The organism is Collinsella sp. CLA-JM-H32, from assembly GCF_040098165.1.
In the GTDB taxonomy this organism is placed as follows: Bacteria; Actinomycetota; Coriobacteriia; order Coriobacteriales; family Coriobacteriaceae; genus Collinsella.
Genome location: NZ_JBBNMZ010000007.1, coordinates 12,486 through 29,012 on the forward strand (window position 1 = coordinate 12,486; position 16,527 = coordinate 29,012).

Sequence of the window (16,527 nt, forward strand, 5' to 3'; positions counted from 1 at the left end):
CGCTGTGGTTGCGCTCGCGCTGGACATAGGGGAGACCAGGATTGGCATCGCCGTCTCGAGCCGTGATGGCAAGATGGCGATGCCTGTCAAGGTGCTTCCGGCTGCCGAGGTCACCGGTATGGCCAAGACGTTCCGCTACCTGGTTGAGGACTATGAGCCCGACATCCTGGTAAGCGGACGTCCCCTGACCATGGCCGGTGAGCCCGGCCCTCAGGCCGAGCGCGTTGCCGCTGTGGCGCAAAAGATTGCCGACGAGCTCGATCTTCCGTTGGAGTTTGAGGACGAGCGTCTGTCCTCGCAAGAGGCCAAGCGTATCCTGCGCGAGCAGGGACTCAACGAAAAGCAGATGAGGGGCAAGATCGACATGATTGCCGCCAGCCTGTTTTTGCAGACGTGGCTCGATCGTAAAAACGAGGAGGTTTCGCATGCCTAGTGCTTCCGATCCGCGCCAGCCGAATCGTACACAGCAGCCGGCGTCGCGCCCTGCCCAGCCTGGCCAGCGTCCGGCACAGCCGACGCAGCGCGCAGCTCAGCCTGCCGCGCGCCCGGCGCAGTCCTTCTCTCGTTCGGCCCAACCTGTTCAACGGACGGGTCAGCAGCCTTCTGCTCGTTCGGTACAGCATTCGGCTTCTCACGCGGCTCAGCAGCCCACTGCTCGTACGGCCCAGCCTGCAGGCGGCACCCGCTTTAAGCAGCAGGCACCTACCCAGCGAACGCAGGCCCCCCAATCGCATTCGCATCACGCTCGTGGTTCGCATGGCGTTGCTCCGGCGACCCGCTCGAGCTACAACACGCATGCTCGTCGCGGTGCTCAAAAGAAAAGCTCCCCGGTGCCTATGATTATCGGTGGCGTTGTTGCCGTGCTTGCGCTTGTCGCGATCGTTTTCTTTGTCGTGCCAGCCGTCAAGGGCTTCTTTGGCGGTGAGGGTGCGAAAGTCGTTGCAGGCCAGCAGGTTACTATCACGATTCCCGATGGTGCCTCGGGTGACAGCATCGCTTCGATTCTCTCCGAGAACCATATCGTCGAAAATCCCAAGGATTACTATGCGGCGGTGAAAAAGCTCAACGCCGATATGTCGCTCAAGCCTGGTACTTATTCGTTCACCACACTCATGGATGCGACCAAGGTTGTTCAGCAGCTCATGGAAGGCCCCAACGCGGGCTCCAATGCGCTGACTATCCCTGAGGGCCTAACGGTCGATCAAGTCGCCGACCGTGTGGCCCAGGCCTACGACAGCATCTCTAAGGAAGACTTCCTCAACCAGGCCAAGGCCTCCAACTACGTGGACGACTATAGCTTCCTTAAGGGCGCCGCTAACGACTCGCTCGAGGGTTTCTTGTTCCCCAAGACCTATTCGTTGGGTGATTCGCCGACGGCCGATGGCGTGATTCGCGCTATGCTCGATCAGTTTAAGACCGAGTACAAGTCGTTTGACTTTGCGAGCTGCGAAGCCAAGATCAAGGAACGCTACGGTGTGGAGATGTCCGACTACGACATCGTCAACTTGGCCTCTATCGTTGAGCGCGAGGGCCTCAACGCCGATCAACGTGCGCATGTGGCCTCGGTCTTCTACAACCGCCTTGCCGGCAAGCTCGACGGTCTGCGCTATCTCAACAGCGATGCGACCATGATGTATGTCACCGGTGGCGAGGTTACCGCCGACGACCTGCAGAGCGATAGTCCGTATAACACCTATAAACACGAGGGTCTGCCGCCCACGCCCATCTGCTCTCCGTCGCTCGAGGCACTCAAGGCCACGCTTGAGCCGACCGACTCCGATGACCTGTATTTCTACATTACGCAGGACGAGGAGTACTTCTCGCAAACCTACGAAGAGCATCAACAGTCTTGGAATTAGCATGAGGATTTTTAGCCCCAAACGATACGTTGCCTCGGTCGATCGCATCGACCTCGATACCTTGTGGGCCGACGGCAAACGCGCCATTCTGCTCGATCGCGATAACACCCTGGTGCCGCGCGACACCGAGCAGGTTCCCGCCGCGGTTTCCGCTTGGCTCGATGCCGCCCGCGCCAAAGGCTTTAAGCTGTGCATGGTGTCCAACAACTGGCATCGCGACCAGGTCATGGCATCGGCACGCGAGCTGGGACTCGAGGCCATCAGCCACGCCATGAAGCCGGCACCGTTTGCCCTCAAGGCGGGTCTTAAGCGCCTCGGCGCCACGGCTAACGAGGCGGTGCTGATCGGTGATCAGCTCTACACGGACGTGTGGAGCGGCAATTTCGCCGACGTCGATACCATCTTGGTTAAGCCGCAGGCGACGCAGGACCTGTGGTATACGCAGATCTTCCGTATCTTTGAGCGCCGGGCCCTGCGCGACCTTCCCTGCGAGGAATAGGTCTCGTCATGTCCCAGCACACCAAACACGGCTGCGACCATATCTTCTTTATCGGCTTTTTGGGCGCGGGCAAATCGACGCTCGCGCGCAACGTCGGCACTATGTTCAAGCGGCGTTTTATCGATACCGACCGCCTAGTCGTGCGCCGTTGCGGCAAGTCGGTAACCGAGATTTTTGAGACCGAGGGTGAGGATCGTTTTCGCGAGCTCGAGACCTCGGCGCTCCGTTCGCTCCAAAGCGAGCGTAGCCTGTTGGTTTCGTGCGGTGGCGGTATCGTCGAGACGCCGGTGAATATTGAGCTGATGCACGAAATGGGTACGTGTGTGTACCTCGAGGGCGACTTCGAGGATTCGATTCGCCAGATTCGTCGGTCCGACACGCGCCCCGATTTTCGCTCGCCTGAGCATGCCGCGCGCCTGTTTGAGCATCGCCGTCCGCTGTATCGCCAGGCCGCCGACCTTACCCTTGATATTCGCAACAAGTCCTTCGGGGACGTTTCCTACCTTTGTGCCGAGATGCTTTTGGAGCGTGGGCTGCTATGATTCGCCGTCAACTGATCAATTTCCAAAACCGCAGCGTCGATGTCCGTGTCGGATTGGGTGCGTTCGATGAACTGTCGCGTATGTTTGCCTCGGCCGTGGGCAAGCCTAAGCGCGCGATGGTCGTTTGGAACACCGCCACATCCGAGCGTTTTGGTGAAGTCGTCGAGCATGCGCTGGTCGACGCCGGTTTTGCCGTGTCGCCGCTAGTCCTCGAGGTTTCGCCTGCTGGTGCCACGCTGGCTGATGCTGATGCTATGTTTGGCGCCCTGTCTGCCAACGGCATTACCTGCGACGATCTGGTTGTCGCCGTTGGCGATGCCGCAACCTGCTCGGTTGTTAGCTGGTGCGCCAACCAGTGGTGCGGCCGAACCGAGTGCGCGCTGTTGCCGACGACCTTCGACGCCATGCTCACGGTCGCGACGACCATGAAGCCGCTCGTCGCCTCGTCGGCCAATGCGCTTCCCGCTATCGCGTTCCGTCCCGAACCGGGCTTGGTCGTGTGTGACCTCGACCTTGTTCGTGAGGCGGACCCCGAGGACCTCAAGCTCGGCTTTGTGGTGCTTGTTGGCACCATGCTTTCGAGCAGTAAGTCCCGCTGGAATCAGTTTACTGAGACCGTCCCCGAGATTCTCGCGGGCGAGGAGGTCGCGCTCGTCAATGCCGTTCAATGGTCTCAGACTGCCCGTAAGGACGTACTGATGGCCACGAACCCGAGCGCTCGCCATGCGCTCGATTTTGGCAAGACGGGGGAGCGTACCCTGCGCGCCTGCTTGGGCGATGCCGCTTCGCAGGTCCCTGCCTATCAGCTGTTATCCGAGGGCATGCGCTTTGAGGCGCGCCTAGCACATGATGCCTGCGACTTTGATATCGATTACGTCTTTGAGGTCGATGACTGCCTGGAGGACTTTGGTATCGAGGAACTTGCCTTCGATCTGGAGCCTGTCGCATATATCGAGGAGTTCCGCAGGCAGCAGTTTGCCCGCTCAAACCGTAGCATGTTGCCGCTGCCCGCGGCACTCGGCGCCATTCGTCTAACGAGCGTTGAGGACGAGGTTCTTGAGCGCCATGTTCACGCCTACTTGGCTTCTCGCAAAGAACTTCTCTAAGATTTATTGACATCCATCGTCTTTCGTATCATGTTGAGGGGCGGGTTTTCAATCGGTTGCGGATCGCATGCGATTCCGTCGTTCGGTTGAGACCCGTCCCGTCTATATAGAGACAACAAGAAAGGAAACTGCATGTCTGAGTTTGCTGCCGGTCCTGCCGGTCGTATCGAGCGTGTCCGTGCCCTGATGGTCGAGCGTGGCTACGATGCCATCGTGGTGCGCGACGAGGCTAACCTTCGTTGGCTCACGGGCGTGAAGGGCGTCTTCGACTACACCTTCGAGTTCCCGCACGCCGCGTTTATTACGGCTGACCAGTGCCTGTTCCACACCGACTCGCGCTACCTCAACAGCTTTGAGGAGAACACGCCCGCCGGCAGCCCCTGGGTCTACGACATGGACGAGGGCACCATTCCCGGCTGGGTCGCCGGCAAGATCGCGGCCAACAAGTGCCGCGTCTGCGCTGTCGAGGATGACATGCAGATTAACTTCTACCAGGGCATTCAGCGCGGCCTGGAGGACCGCTCTGTCGCCTGCATGCTGCCGTTGATGCACGACGACATCCGCAAGATGCGCGCCATCAAGGATGCCGAGGAGATCGAGCTCATGCGCCATGCGCAGTCGATCACCGATGCCGCCTTCCAGCATATGCTCGGCTTTATTAAACCCGGTATGACCGAGAAGCAGGTTCGCAACGAGCTCGAGAACTTTATGTTCGCCAACGGCGCCGACAGCCTGGCCTTCGGTTCCATTGTGGCGAGCGGTCCCAACACCGCCAACCCGCATGCCGTGCCGAGTGACCGTGTCATCGAGAAGGGCGACTTCGTCCTCATGGATTACGGCGCGGGCTACTGCGATTATCGTTCCGACATGACGCGCACTGTCGTGATGGGCGAGCCTACCCAGGAACAGCTCGACCTGTACGCGCTCGTGCGCCGTACGCACGAGGAGTGCGTCGCCGCCATCCATCCGGGCGTCGAGGGCAACGACATTTTCAAGCTTTCCAAGAAGATCATCGGCGATGCCGGCTATGGCGATTACTACAACCATGGTCTGGGCCACGGCGTCGGTATCGACATCCATGAGCTGCCCAACTTCAACCGCAGCAAGAACACTATCGAGGTCGGCTCGGTTATCACCATGGAGCCCGGCGTGTATCTGCCCGGTGTGGGCGGCGTGCGCCTGGAAGACTACGGCGTGGTCACCGAGAACGGCTATGAGCCCTTCACCAAGACCCCGCACGACCTGCACGTCATCGATTGCTAGCCCATTTCGATAGATTTTTGGGGCGGGGCGTCCGGAGCAATTCGGGCGCCCCGCGTTCTCTTTTTATGCGCTCGCTGCAGGCGCCGCCTGCAAGTGTATAATTCCGGTCGTATGTAATTTGGACGCTTGTGCGTTCTGCCCATAACAAGAAAGGTTGCTATGCCTACCATTTCTACCGCCGACTTCAAGAACGGCCTCGGTCTCCGCATTAAGGACAAGGTCTACACCATCGTCGAGTTCCAGCATGTCAAGCCGGGCAAGGGCGGCGCGTTTGTGCGCTACAAGACCCGCGACATCAAGAGCGGCCGCGTCGTCGAGAACACCTGCAACGCCGGCACCAAGTTCGAGAGCGTTATGCTCACCACCCGTGAGTTCCAGTACCTCTACAACGATGGCGCCGACTACATCTTCATGGACAATGAGACCTATGAGCAGGTTCCCGTTCCTGAGGACATGGTGGGCGAGAACTCCAAGTGGCTGCGCGAGAACGACATCTGCCAGCTGCTCTTTGCCGACGATGAGCTCATGGGCGTGACCCCGCCGATGTTCATCGAGACCACCATCGTCCAGACCGACCCGGGCTTTAAGGGCGACACCGTCCAGGGTTCTACCAAGCCGGCCACGATCGACACCGGCGCTGTCATCCAGGTCCCCATGTACCTCAACGAGGGCGAGGTCATCAAGGTTGACACCCGCGACGGCAAGTTCGTCTCCCGCGTCTAGCAACCAACTCTTCTAGGAGGACTCATGCCCCAGGAAATCAAGATTGACGGCATCGGCATTTCGCCCGATGTTCTGACCGCCATCGTCTCGCGCGCCGTGTCGGATGTCGAGGGCATCGCCTCCGTTGGCGTCAAGGACCTTGCCACCAACCTTGTCTCCATGATGCTCTCGTCCAAGGCCCCGGCTTCCGAGCCGGCGGTCGAGGCCGAGGTCGTCGGCGACAAGCTCGCACTCACCGTGCGTGTCGTGGTGTTCTTTGGCTATCCGTTCAAGAAACTCGCCGAGGCCGTTCGCGCCGCCGTGGTCGCCGCCATCGATGCCCAGGTGGGCGTCGAGGTCGAGCGCGTTGACGTTTGCATCGATGGCCTCGTTTTCCCCAAGGAGTAACCTTTGAGCCTTAAGGTTTATCGCGGGCGCACGCTTGCCCGCAGTCAGGCGCTGCAGCTGCTGTTCCAGGCCGAGGCCACGGACAGCCCGCTCGAGCGCGTCCTCGAGGGCGATTTCCTGATCTCGAAGGGTCCCCTCGACCCCTATGCGCTGGAGCTTTGCCGTGGTGCCTACGAGCACATCGATCGCATCGATTGTGCCCTGCGAGCCGTCGCCAAGAACTGGGATCTTATGCGCATGCCAGGTGCCGACCGCAACCTTCTGCGTATCGCCGTCTACGAGATGCGCTTCCTCACCGACGAGGAGGTCTCGGACGCCATCGTCATTAACGAGGCGGTCGAGATTGCTAAGGCTTATGGTACCGACCAGTCCGCATCGTTTGTCAACGGTGTGCTGGGTAAGATCGCTCGCAGCGAGGAACTGCCGGGCGAGGACCTGTACCAAGAGCTGCTGGCCGAGGATCGCGCTCGCGAGGAGGCACAGGCTGCCGAGGCGGCCGACAAGGTCGCTGCTGCTCAGGCTGCCGCCGGTGTACTTGACGAGGATGCGGACGCCGCTGGGGCCGTCGAGGCCGACTCCGTCGAGGAGTAGCCATGCCAGAGTGTTCCGTCCGCAACTTCGATGAGATCTCGGATCGCCTGGACCAGATCATCGCCACCGTTCGCTCCAAGGATACGTCCTTGGAGCGTTCGCTCGATTTGTTTGACGAGGCGATTGAGCTGGGCTCCCGAGCGGTCGATATGGTCGACAAGTTTGAGCTGACGCCGCGTGAGGCCGACAAGCTCGAGCAGGAATACGATGAGGATGCGGCAAACGAGTCCCAAGATAGACAGGCTGCATCTCCGGATACGAATGGTTGATGGCATTCATGAAACGCGTGCGTCTCGATGACGAACTGATTTCACAGGGCATCTGCGCCGATCGCGCGGATGCCCTTCGCACTCTTATGGCGGGCTTGGTTTCGAGCGGCGGTGAGCGTTTGACCTCTCCGGGGCTCAAGGTGGCGCCGGGCCTGCCACTGCACGTTAAGGGGCGCATTCCGTACGTTGGGCGCGGCGGCCTTAAGCTCGAGGGTGCGCTCGATGCGTTTTGTATCGATCCCACGGGCTTTGCCTGCCTCGATGTGGGCTGCTCCACGGGCGGCTTTACCGATTGCCTGCTCAAGCGCGGCGCTGCGACCGTTGTCTCGGTCGACGTGGGCCGTGCCCAGTTTGATTGGTCGCTGCGCCAAGACGATCGCGTGACGCTCCACGAGCGCACGAATGTAACGCAGTTGCCCGAGCTCGGCTACGGCGGCGCTATCGACCTGGCCGTGTGCGATGTGTCGTTTACGAGTATCGCGAATATCGTCGATGCCGTGCTGGCGTGCCTGAAGCCTTCGGGCTCGTTTTGCACGCTCGTAAAGCCGCAGTTTGAGGCGCCGGCTGCGCTGGTGGGCGAGGGCGGTATCGTGACCGACCCCGCCGTGCGTGTCGACACGCTTGTTGCGGTAATCGAGCTGTTTGCTGCCAAGGGCCTGTTCCCGGTCGATGTGTGCGTGTCACCCATTCATGGTGCCAAGGGCAACGTTGAGTTTTTCCTGTACGGCACGAGATTTGACCCCGGCGACCGCACGCAAGACGAGCTGCAATCCCAGGTATCGGTTTTGAGCGAGAAAGCTGCAACGCTATGAAGGTCTTTCTGGTTCCCAATTACTACAAGCAAGAGGCGGTCGAGAGCGGCCTGATGCTCGAGCTTTGGCTGACGCGCCAGGGCTATGAGGTCGCATGGGCTGCCGACCAGCGATCCAAGATTCAGAACACGCCTGATATTGATGGCTCCGATTTGGTCATTACGCTCGGCGGCGACGGTACGTTGCTGCGCGCTGCCCGCATCCTCAACCATCGCGAGATTCCTATCCTCGGTCTTTCATATGGTCACCTGGGCTTTTTAACTGCTGCGAGCCCCGAGGAGCGCGACATTCTGCAAGTCGTGAGCGACGCCCTGTCCGGCGAGCTGCATGTGAGCCGTCGCGCTACCATCGCCGCGGATATCGTGTCCGTGCGCGAAGACGGTACGAAGGATGTCGTGCGCACCTTCGCCCTCAACGACATGGCGCTTACCCGCGGTCCGCTGTCCGATATGGTCGAGTTCGACATCACGGTGTCCGGCCATCATATCGACCGCCTGCGCGGTGACGGTGTCGTCGTTTCGACGGCGACCGGCTCCACTGGCTATGCACTATCCGCCGGTGGCCCCATCGTGAGCCCCGACTATACGGGCATGGTCTGCGTACCCATTGCGCCGCACACCATTCAGGCCCGTGCCTTCTTGACTTCGCCGAGTGATGTCGTCGAAATCTTTATGTCTGATGACCGTCCGAGCGTTCCGGCGATCGCTATCGATGGGCAGTTTATTACCTGTGATGGCACCGTTGAGAGCGTGGCTGTGCGCCGCGGGCCCGGTGATGTGCTGCTGCTTGATTACGGCCCCGAGAGCTTCTATAACTCGGTGAGCCGCGTGTTCTACGGAGTGCGTCATGATCGATGAGCTGCAGGTTTCTAACATTGCGCTCATTCGCGAGGCGACGTTGGTGCCGAGTGCCGGCTTGACCGTCCTGACCGGTGAGACCGGTGCTGGCAAGACCGCGCTGCTTTCGGCGCTCAAGCTTATTTTGGGCGAGCGCGCCGATTCGTCGACGGTTCGCGAGGGCGAGGCGCTTGCCAGCGTCGAGGCGCGCCTGTTCGACGGCCCGCACGACACGGATGGTTTCACCGTGCAGCGCAGCCTTTCTGCCGAGGGCCGCAGCCGCGTAAAAATTGACGGCCGCATTGCCAGCGTGCGCGAGCTTTCGGAGCGCGTCGGCGTGATGATGGATCTATGTGGCCAACACGAGCATCAGCGCTTTCTCGATCCATCGCATCACGTTGCGATGGTCGATGCCTGGGCGGGGCGCTCTGTGCTCGAGGCGCTGGATGCGTACCGCACCTGCTTTAAGGCTTCGCGCGCTGCCGCTAAGGAGGTTCGACGTGTCGAAGAGGCCTCGCGTGCGCAGGGGAGCCGCGTCGAGGAGGCACGCTTTGCGCTCGAGCGCATCGGCGAGGTCGACCCCAAACCGGGCGAGTATGAGGAACTCGAGGAACTGCTGCCGCGCTCCGAACATGCCGAGGTACTGGTTGCCACGGCTAACGATGCCCATGCATCGCTTGCCTCCGAAGGGGGAGCGCTCGACGCCGTGAACAGCGCCGTGGCAGAACTTTCCCGAATGGCTACCGTCGATCGCAAACTGGGCGACATTGCCGATGCGCTTTCGGATGCCTGTATTTCCCTTGAGGATTGCGCGAACGAGCTTCGTGCCTATCGCGATGGCGTCGCCTTCGACCCGCGCGAGCTCGCTCGCATGCGTGAGCGGTATTCCGACCTCAAGGGCCTGTTGCGTCAGTGGGGTCCCACCATGGACGATGTTTTTGCCATGCGCGATCGCTCGCAAGAGCTGTTGTCTCTGGTAGACGATGGTGATGAGCGGATCAAGAAGGCGCGCGAGGCACTCGGGAGCGCCGAGCGCGAGTTGTTTGCCGCTGCCAAGGCACTTAAGCGCGCACGCAATACGGCGGCCCCGCGCTTCTGCCACGAGGTTGGCCGCCAGATGGCGCGCTTGGAGATGGGTAGTGCCGAGCTCGTCTGGGAGTCGCGCGATCTTCCCCGTGCTGAGTGGACGCCCATTGGTCCTTCGAGCTACGAGCTGCTATACCGCAGCGGTGCCGGCTTGACGCCACGTCCCCTGCGCCGCATTGCGTCGGGCGGCGAGCTCAGCCGCGTCATGCTTGCAAGCAAGGTTGTCCTCGGTAACGCGGACGGTGCCGATACGCTGGTGTTTGACGAGGTCGATGCTGGTGTCGGTGGCTCCACTGCGCGTGCGCTCGCGGGCGTGCTGGCAGATCTCGCCTCTACGCATCAGGTGATTGTCGTAACCCACTTGGCGCAGGTCGCCGTCATGGCTGACAAGCATTACGTCGTCAGCAAGGAACCGGGCGATGTTCCCCAGACGCATTTGGACGAGGTAACCGGCGAAGCGCGTACCGCCGAGATCGCCCGCATGTTGAGCGGCGATCAGTCCGAGGCAAGCCTGGCGCACGCCAGGCAGATGCTTGCGGAGGCGCGTGCCTAGGTCGAGCCGCCACAAGCATGTCCAACCCGGCCGCCACGAAACGGGTCCATCTACTACGTTTGGTAGGGCATCGGCAACCATGCCAAGAATTGCAAAAAGAAAACCGCAGGTAGAACACCTGCGGTTTTCTCTATTTTGGGTGTATGGTTGGCAGTTGCGGTTAAAACGTAGTAGATGGGCGGGTTTCGTGACGAGAGGCGTCTATCGGCTCCCCAATCTATCTACTCAACGACCTTATCCGGCTGGATGAGCTCCTCGTAGTAGCTGATATGCTCACGTGCGTCTTCAATCTCGGGCAGCAGGAAGTTGTAGATGACTTCGATGATCATCGTGGCGCTGATCTTAGAGAACGCAAAGTCGCCCGTCGTCAGCAGCGCTTCGTGGTTGACGGTATTAAAAGTGTAGTCTGCCAGGCGCGCAAGTGGAGACTTGCTATCGCTGCTGATGACGACTACGGTTGCGCCGCAGTTGCGAGCCGCTTTTGCCATGCGATTCAGTCGGCGCGATTTGCCAGAGTTTGAGATTAGCACGATGACGTCACCCGGGCGTAACGTGAGCGCAAAACCGATTGATGTCTCGCTAATGGTGCTCGCCATGCAGCGCAGGCCCAGCTGCGAAAACTTAAACGTCGCATCGAGCGCGACCGCGTTCGTATTGCCCACAGCTGCAAACTCAATAACCCCTGCATGCTTAAGGGCATGCACAACAGCCGCCAGCGTATCGTGGTCGATCCCGTCGATGGTCGCATTAAGCTCGCTCACCTTGGCAGCCAGGATATTCTTAAGGCTCTGCTCCATATTGTCGAGCGAGACCTCGTCAGTCAGGCCCTCGTTACGCTGGCTTTCCAAATCCCTCGCCAACGAAAACTGAAAGCTGCGGAAGCTACCAAAGCCAAGCTTGCGGCAGAAGCGCGAAACGGTCGCCTCGGACGTGGCGGCGGCGCGTGAGAGCTGAGCCGCCGTGAGGCGTGGAGCCTCGGACTGGTGCTCCAATATATAGTCGACAATGCGCTGCTCGGATTCGCTGTATCCCTGATGGGTGCTAATGAGGGAAAGTGCGCTCTTGCTACTATCGGTCATGGATGGCTCCTGGTTGGCATGAAAATCTAATTTGATTCGTAATGTCATAGTATACGGGCATTTTCAATTACAAGATACACCTTGCCGTTTCAAGTGTTGATGGTAAACTTTCACTTACCGTTTACGGTTATGAAAGAACCTTTCACCGGAGATTTGCACCTTAGCTCTTCTCACGCGGACGGTAGGTTGGTATCTTTCAGTTGTGGAAAAACGCGCATCGAAGCGCGTGTAGGGGAGCGCCCGCGGGCGCTGTACTCAAGAAGGAGGGACACATGGCTAAGTTTGACATCATCGCCGCGACCGGTTGCCCTACCGGCATTGCGCACACCTTCATGGCGAAGGAGGCGCTGGAGAAGGCAGCTGCCGAGCGCGGTCTGACCATTAAGGTCGAGACTCATGGCCAGGTCGGTGTCGAGAACGAGCTCACCAAGAGTGAGATCGCTGGTGCCAAGGCCGTCGTCGTCGCAGCCGACAAGGATGTCCAGGCTGAGCGTTTCGCCGGCAAGCCCATGGTTTCCGTTGGTGTTTCCAAGGCCCTGTCCGTCGAGGCCGCCGGTAAGCTGATTGACCGCGCGCTCGCCGCCAAGGGTGACGACACGGTTGCGGCTGCTGCCGATGTCGAGGACGAGGTCGAGGAGAAGGAGTCCATCGGCCACATCATCTACAAGCACCTCATGAACGGCGTCAGCCACATGCTGGTCTTCGTCGTTGCCGGTGGTGTCCTGACCGCCGTTTCGTTCCTGTGGGGCATTACGTCCTTTGATTCGACGGCGTCTGACTACAACAGCTTTGCTGCGATGCTCAAGATCATCGGCGGCATCGCCATGAACCTCATGGTTCCGGTGCTTTCCGCCTATATCGCCGAGTCCATCGGCAAGCGCCCGGCGCTCGTCCCCGGCTTTGTTGCCGGTATGATCGCCATCCAGGGCCTGCCTGTTAACGCCGAGACCGGCATGATCGACGCCGGTGGCGCCGGCGTGGGCTTCGGCTTCCTGGGCGGCATCGTTGGCGGCTTCCTCGCCGGCTATGTCATCCTGCTGCTCGAGAAGGTCTTTGCCGGCCTGCCCAAGAACCTGGACGGCCTCAAGGCTATCTTCCTGTACCCGCTGTTCTCTACCGCCATCGTCGGTCTGGTCATGCTCGGCATTTCCGGCCCCATGGCTGCCATCAACACCGCCATGATGGACTTCCTCAAGGGCCTGTCCGCCTCTGGCGCCGTTGTCCTGGGTCTTGCCATTGGCTGCATGTGCGCCTTTGACATGGGCGGCCCGGTCAACAAGGCTGCTTACGTCACCGGTACCGCTATGCTCACCGAGGCTTTGGCCGCCGGTGTTGGCACCGATACCTACAACTTCGGCACCAACTTCATGGCTGCCGTCTCCGCTGCCTGCATCGTTCCGCCGCTGATCACCACCTTCGCTGTCGTTGTCGGCAAGAAGTACTTCAGCCAGGAGGATCACGACGCCGGTGTCGTCAACCTCATCCTTGGTTGCACCCACATCACCGAGGGCGCCATTCCGTTCATGACCAAGAACATCTGGCCCGCCATGCCCATCATGATGCTCGGTTCCTCTATCGCTTCGATCCTGACCATTATGTTCAACGTTCACGATCCGGCGCCTCACGGTGGCTTCCTGGTCCTGCCCGTTGTCGAGAACGGTCCGCTTTGGGTCCTCGCGATCCTCATCGGCGCTGTGGTCGGTGGCATCCTGTTCGTGGCCTTCAAGAAGTACGACTTCGAGAAGAACCAGAAGGCCGCTCCTGCAGCCAAGCCGGTTGAGGCTCCCAAGGCCGCTGCCGTCGAGGCCCCCAAGGCCGAGGCTGCCGACTTCGTTAAGGTCGAGAATGTCTTTGTTGCCGAGGACTTCGCTTCTCGTGACGAGGCTCTGAGCTTCGTTTCCAACCAGGCTGTTAAGGCCGGTATCGCCTGCGATGCCGACGCCGTGATGAACGCCTTCCTGGCCCGCGAGGCCGAGGGCACCACGGGCATGATGGAGGGCTTCGCTATTCCGCATGCCAAGTCCGACGCCATTACCGAAGCTGCCGTCATCGTCGTCAAGGACGAGTCCGGCGTGACCGGTTGGGACACCATGGACGGCGCTCCCGTCAACGTGGCTATCGCCCTGCTCATCCCCGGTGCCCAGGCCGGCACTACGCACCTCAAGATCCTGTCTAAGGTCGCCGAGGCGCTCATGGACGAGGACTTCCGTGCCACCGTCAAGGGTTCTACCGACGCTGCCGAGATCGCCAAGACGATCAACGCCCGTCTGGTCTAATCCCCCAGCTCGCGAATAACATCGCCCCCTGTATATAAGGCGGAGTCCCTCTCCAGGGCCTCCGCCTTTTTCATCCTCAAATAAGTTGCGGTGAAATAGGGACTGTTTAAACGATTCAACCCATAATTCAGTCCCTATTTCACCGCAACTTATAAAAGGGCATAGAGGGGGCCGCCTGTCGAGTCCTTGTCGCGAACAGATCATCAGCCAGAATTCCTTTCAGCCGACATTACTTTGGACCGACTGGGTTTCCGCAGCTTGCTCGCCCACAGGGGCCCGTGCACGGCCTGTGAGATTTATCGCGAGTTCCGCACGAGCCGAAGAGCACTTAATGTGCTCTTCGTGCGAGCAGGACTGTAGAGCAGGAAATCTCACAGGCCGCGCACGGGCCCCTGTGGGCGAGCAAGCGGACGACAAACACATCTGTCCAATAATTCGTCTGAAACACAATGAAAAACCGTTTGATGTGAGTTAATATAAACAACGTCGTGAATCTGACTCCTGCCACATGCATGACAGGGGTTAAACACAAAAAGGAGTCAATTATGGTTTCTGAGAAGCCTACCCTCGTTAATCCTCAGGGTCTGCACATGCGTCCGGCTGGTCTGTTCGCCTCCACCATGGGCAAGTACGCCTGTGACGTGACGGTCGTCACCCCCGAGAAGGAGGTCAACGGCAAGTCCCCGATGGCCCTCATGGCTGCTGGTATCCCCTGCGGCACCGAGGTCGAGGTCAAGTGCGACGGCGCTGACGAGGCCGAGGCTCTGGCTGCTGCCATCGAGCTCATCAAGAGCGGTCTTGGCGAGTAGAACTCAAACGGGTCGCATGTTGAACAACTAAGTTCATATTTGGGGGCGCAGTGACCTGTTGTAAGGTAGCTGCGCTCTTTTGTCATGGATATGGCAAAACGCTTTATCACATGACACGGAGAGAGGAATGGGAATGTATCAGGGAGTCAACGCTTCCGAGGGCATCGGTATCGGCACCGTCATGGTCGCCGTCGATCCCGACTTGACGTTTGAGCCGCACGAGGTTGCTGATTCGGCAGCAGAGAAGGAGCGCTATCAGTCCGCTCTTTCGGTCTTCTGCGAGAAGACCCAGGCTCAGGCCGACCACATGAAGGAGACGGTGGGCGAGGCCGAGGCCGAGATCATGAGCGGACACATTGTCCTGGCTCAGGACCCGGGGATGACCGACGCCATCAACGCCGCCATTGACGGCGGTACCTGCGCCGAGCAGGCGCTCATGGACACCTCGACCATGTTCGAGAACATGTTCCTGTCCATGGACGACGAGATGTTCCGTCTGCGTGCGGCCGACATCGCCGACATCCGCACCGGTATTCTGGCTGAGCTGCTGGGCAAGGAGGTCGTCGACCTCTCCGTCTTGCCCGAGAACACTGTCGTTGTCGTGCACGACCTCACGCCGTCCATGACCGCCACGATCGATAAGGCCCACGTTGCCGGTATCGTCACCGAGACCGGTGGCCGCACGTCGCACTCCGCAATTATTGCGCGCGCCCTCGAGATCCCGGCTGTCCTTTCGGTTTCCAACAGCTGCACCGCGCTGCGCAACGGTATGACCGTTGTCGTCGACGGTGGCAAGGGTATCGTCGAGGCCGATCCCGACGAGGAGACGCTCGCTGCCTACACCGCCAAGGCCGAGGCCTTCGCTGCTGAGAAGGCAGCCCTCGAGGCCTTCCGTGGCAAGCCGTCCGTGACTGCCGATGGCATCAAGAAGATCATCGCCTGCAACATCGGTAACCCCGATGACGTGCCCAACGCGCTCGATCACGACGCCGAGGCCATCGGTCTGTTCCGCTCCGAGTTCCTGTTCATGGATTCTGCTGAGCTTCCTTCCGAGGAGGAGCAGTTCAACGCCTACCGTAAGGTCGCCAGCGCGCTCAAGGGTGCTCCGGTCATCATCCGCACGCTCGATGTGGGTGGCGACAAGGAGATTCCGTATCTGCACATGGTCAAGGAAGATAACCCCTTCATGGGCTTCCGCGCCGTGCGTTACTGCCTGGCCAATCCCGACCAGTACAAGGTCCAGCTCCGCGCTCTGCTGCGCGCTAGCGCCTTCGGTGACGTCAAGATCATGATCCCGCTCGTCACCTGCGTCGAGGAGGTCTTGGCTGTCAAGGAGCTCGTCGAGCAGTGCAAGGCCGAGCTGACCGAAGAGGGTCGCAAGTTCAACGAGAACATCGAGGTCGGCATCATGGTCGAGACGCCCGCCGCTTCGCTGCTCGCAGACCGTCTGGCCGAGGTCGCCGACTTCTTCTCCATCGGCACCAACGACCTGATCGGTTACACCATGTGCGCCGACCGTGGCAACGACACCATCTCCAACCTGTACCAGGTGTACTATCCCGCCGTGCTCCGCTCGCTCAAGAACATCATCGAGAGCGGCGTGAAGGCCGGCATCATGGTCGGTATGTGCGGCGAGGCCGCTGCCGATCCGCTGCTCGAGCCGCTGCTGATCAGCTGGGGCCTGGAGGAGTTCTCGATGAGCGCTCCGTCGATCCTGCGCGCCCGCAAGACCATCAGCCAGTGGACCAAGGCCGAGTGCGACGAGCTCGCCGAGAAGGCACTCGCCTGCAACACTGCCGCCGAGGTCAAGGCACTGCTCGAGTCCGCAGCTCGCTAA

At 60.2% G+C, this 16,527-nt stretch carries 17 protein-coding genes; 16 read left to right on the forward strand and 1 reads right to left on the reverse strand.

What is annotated here, in order from left to right; genetic code table 11:
- Window positions 1-4 precede the first annotated feature (4 nt).
- From ruvX to AAA021_RS05490, 13 genes are all read left to right on the forward strand, one after another.
- Complete coding sequence (gene ruvX / locus AAA021_RS05430; protein WP_035138185.1) at window positions 5-433, forward strand: Holliday junction resolvase RuvX; 429 nt, start codon at window positions 5-7, stop codon at window positions 431-433.
- A complete protein-coding gene (gene mltG / locus AAA021_RS05435) occupies window positions 426-1,859 on the forward strand; it encodes an endolytic transglycosylase MltG (protein WP_260698957.1) in 1,434 nt (477 codons plus the stop codon). Before ruvX ends, mltG begins: the two co-directional genes overlap by 8 nt.
- Before the next feature lies 1 nt (window position 1,860).
- The gene (locus AAA021_RS05440; RefSeq protein ID WP_349088317.1) at window positions 1,861-2,358 is read left to right on the forward strand and encodes a YqeG family HAD IIIA-type phosphatase; all 498 of its coding nucleotides are present in this window, start codon (window positions 1,861-1,863) and stop codon (window positions 2,356-2,358) included.
- 8 nt (window positions 2,359-2,366) lie between these two features.
- Complete coding sequence (locus AAA021_RS05445) at window positions 2,367-2,900, forward strand: shikimate kinase (RefSeq protein ID WP_349088318.1); 534 nt, start codon at window positions 2,367-2,369, stop codon at window positions 2,898-2,900.
- Entirely contained in the window at window positions 2,897-4,006 is a 1,110-nt protein-coding gene (locus AAA021_RS05450) for a hypothetical protein (RefSeq protein ID WP_260698960.1), read from the forward strand. The genes AAA021_RS05445 and AAA021_RS05450 overlap by 4 nt, the downstream gene beginning before the upstream one ends.
- A 132-nt stretch (window positions 4,007-4,138) precedes the next feature.
- Window positions 4,139-5,269, forward strand: coding sequence for a Xaa-Pro peptidase family protein (locus AAA021_RS05455; protein WP_117769618.1), 1,131 nt, complete (start codon window positions 4,139-4,141; stop codon window positions 5,267-5,269).
- A gap of 159 nt (window positions 5,270-5,428) precedes the next feature.
- Entirely contained in the window at window positions 5,429-5,992 is a 564-nt protein-coding gene (efp, locus tag AAA021_RS05460) for an elongation factor P (RefSeq protein ID WP_117806186.1), read from the forward strand.
- A gap of 24 nt (window positions 5,993-6,016) precedes the next feature.
- Window positions 6,017-6,379, forward strand: coding sequence for an Asp23/Gls24 family envelope stress response protein (locus AAA021_RS05465; protein WP_006233982.1), 363 nt, complete (start codon window positions 6,017-6,019; stop codon window positions 6,377-6,379).
- A gap of 3 nt (window positions 6,380-6,382) precedes the next feature.
- Window positions 6,383-6,970: a transcription antitermination factor NusB gene (gene nusB / locus AAA021_RS05470; protein WP_349088319.1), complete on the forward strand. Its 588-nt coding sequence runs from the start codon at window positions 6,383-6,385 to the stop codon at window positions 6,968-6,970.
- 2 nt (window positions 6,971-6,972) lie between these two features.
- Window positions 6,973-7,239 carry an exodeoxyribonuclease VII small subunit gene (locus AAA021_RS05475; RefSeq protein ID WP_349088321.1) on the forward strand — a complete coding sequence of 89 codons (267 nt, stop codon included), beginning with the start codon at window positions 6,973-6,975 and terminating at the stop codon, window positions 7,237-7,239.
- Window positions 7,240-7,247: 8 nt separating this feature from the next.
- Window positions 7,248-8,051 (forward strand): TlyA family RNA methyltransferase, encoded by an 804-nt coding sequence (locus AAA021_RS05480; protein WP_349088413.1) that lies wholly within the window; start codon window positions 7,248-7,250, stop codon window positions 8,049-8,051.
- On the forward strand, window positions 8,048-8,908 hold the full coding sequence (locus AAA021_RS05485; protein WP_260698963.1) for an NAD(+)/NADH kinase: 861 nt from the start codon (window positions 8,048-8,050) through the stop codon (window positions 8,906-8,908). The genes AAA021_RS05480 and AAA021_RS05485 overlap by 4 nt, the downstream gene beginning before the upstream one ends.
- A complete protein-coding gene (locus tag AAA021_RS05490) occupies window positions 8,898-10,526 on the forward strand; it encodes a DNA repair protein RecN (protein WP_349088322.1) in 1,629 nt (542 codons plus the stop codon). Before AAA021_RS05485 ends, AAA021_RS05490 begins: the two co-directional genes overlap by 11 nt.
- Before the next feature lie 221 nt (window positions 10,527-10,747).
- On the opposite strand, the gene AAA021_RS05495 is transcribed toward AAA021_RS05490, so the two are convergent.
- Window positions 10,748-11,605 (reverse strand): MurR/RpiR family transcriptional regulator, encoded by an 858-nt coding sequence (locus tag AAA021_RS05495; RefSeq protein WP_226790721.1) that lies wholly within the window; start codon window positions 11,603-11,605, stop codon window positions 10,748-10,750.
- A 272-nt stretch (window positions 11,606-11,877) separates the two neighbouring features.
- Here AAA021_RS05495 and AAA021_RS05500 point away from each other — a divergent pair, with 272 nt between their 5' ends.
- From AAA021_RS05500 to ptsP, 3 genes are all read left to right on the forward strand, one after another.
- Complete coding sequence (locus AAA021_RS05500; RefSeq protein ID WP_349088324.1) at window positions 11,878-13,881, forward strand: fructose-specific PTS transporter subunit EIIC; 2,004 nt, start codon at window positions 11,878-11,880, stop codon at window positions 13,879-13,881.
- A 545-nt stretch (window positions 13,882-14,426) separates the two neighbouring features.
- Window positions 14,427-14,690: an HPr family phosphocarrier protein gene (locus AAA021_RS05505; RefSeq protein WP_349088326.1), complete on the forward strand. Its 264-nt coding sequence runs from the start codon at window positions 14,427-14,429 to the stop codon at window positions 14,688-14,690.
- Between the two features lie 133 nt (window positions 14,691-14,823).
- Window positions 14,824-16,527 (forward strand): phosphoenolpyruvate--protein phosphotransferase, encoded by a 1,704-nt coding sequence (ptsP, locus tag AAA021_RS05510; protein ID WP_035138206.1) that lies wholly within the window; start codon window positions 14,824-14,826, stop codon window positions 16,525-16,527.

What these genes read in the sequence shown, in the direction of transcription:
- AAA021_RS05450 (WP_260698960.1), top strand. Translation starts at nt 2,897, where the DNA reads ATGATTCGCCGTCAACTGATCAATTTCCAAAACCGCAGCGTCGATGTC.
- AAA021_RS05440 (WP_349088317.1), top strand. Translation starts at nt 1,861, where the DNA reads ATGAGGATTTTTAGCCCCAAACGATACGTTGCCTCGGTCGATCGCATC.
- AAA021_RS05465 (WP_006233982.1), top strand. Translation starts at nt 6,017, where the DNA reads ATGCCCCAGGAAATCAAGATTGACGGCATCGGCATTTCGCCCGATGTT.
- AAA021_RS05485 (WP_260698963.1), top strand. Translation starts at nt 8,048, where the DNA reads ATGAAGGTCTTTCTGGTTCCCAATTACTACAAGCAAGAGGCGGTCGAG.
- AAA021_RS05495 (WP_226790721.1), bottom strand. Translation starts at nt 11,605, where the DNA reads ATGACCGATAGTAGCAAGAGCGCACTTTCCCTCATTAGCACCCATCAG.
- AAA021_RS05455 (WP_117769618.1), top strand. Translation starts at nt 4,139, where the DNA reads ATGTCTGAGTTTGCTGCCGGTCCTGCCGGTCGTATCGAGCGTGTCCGT.
- AAA021_RS05505 (WP_349088326.1), top strand. Translation starts at nt 14,427, where the DNA reads ATGGTTTCTGAGAAGCCTACCCTCGTTAATCCTCAGGGTCTGCACATG.
- ptsP (WP_035138206.1), top strand. Translation starts at nt 14,824, where the DNA reads ATGTATCAGGGAGTCAACGCTTCCGAGGGCATCGGTATCGGCACCGTC.
- AAA021_RS05475 (WP_349088321.1), top strand. Translation starts at nt 6,973, where the DNA reads ATGCCAGAGTGTTCCGTCCGCAACTTCGATGAGATCTCGGATCGCCTG.
- AAA021_RS05500 (WP_349088324.1), top strand. Translation starts at nt 11,878, where the DNA reads ATGGCTAAGTTTGACATCATCGCCGCGACCGGTTGCCCTACCGGCATT.
- AAA021_RS05490 (WP_349088322.1), top strand. Translation starts at nt 8,898, where the DNA reads ATGATCGATGAGCTGCAGGTTTCTAACATTGCGCTCATTCGCGAGGCG.
- AAA021_RS05445 (WP_349088318.1), top strand. Translation starts at nt 2,367, where the DNA reads ATGTCCCAGCACACCAAACACGGCTGCGACCATATCTTCTTTATCGGC.
- AAA021_RS05480 (WP_349088413.1), top strand. Translation starts at nt 7,248, where the DNA reads ATGAAACGCGTGCGTCTCGATGACGAACTGATTTCACAGGGCATCTGC.
- efp (WP_117806186.1), top strand. Translation starts at nt 5,429, where the DNA reads ATGCCTACCATTTCTACCGCCGACTTCAAGAACGGCCTCGGTCTCCGC.
- mltG (WP_260698957.1), top strand. Translation starts at nt 426, where the DNA reads ATGCCTAGTGCTTCCGATCCGCGCCAGCCGAATCGTACACAGCAGCCG.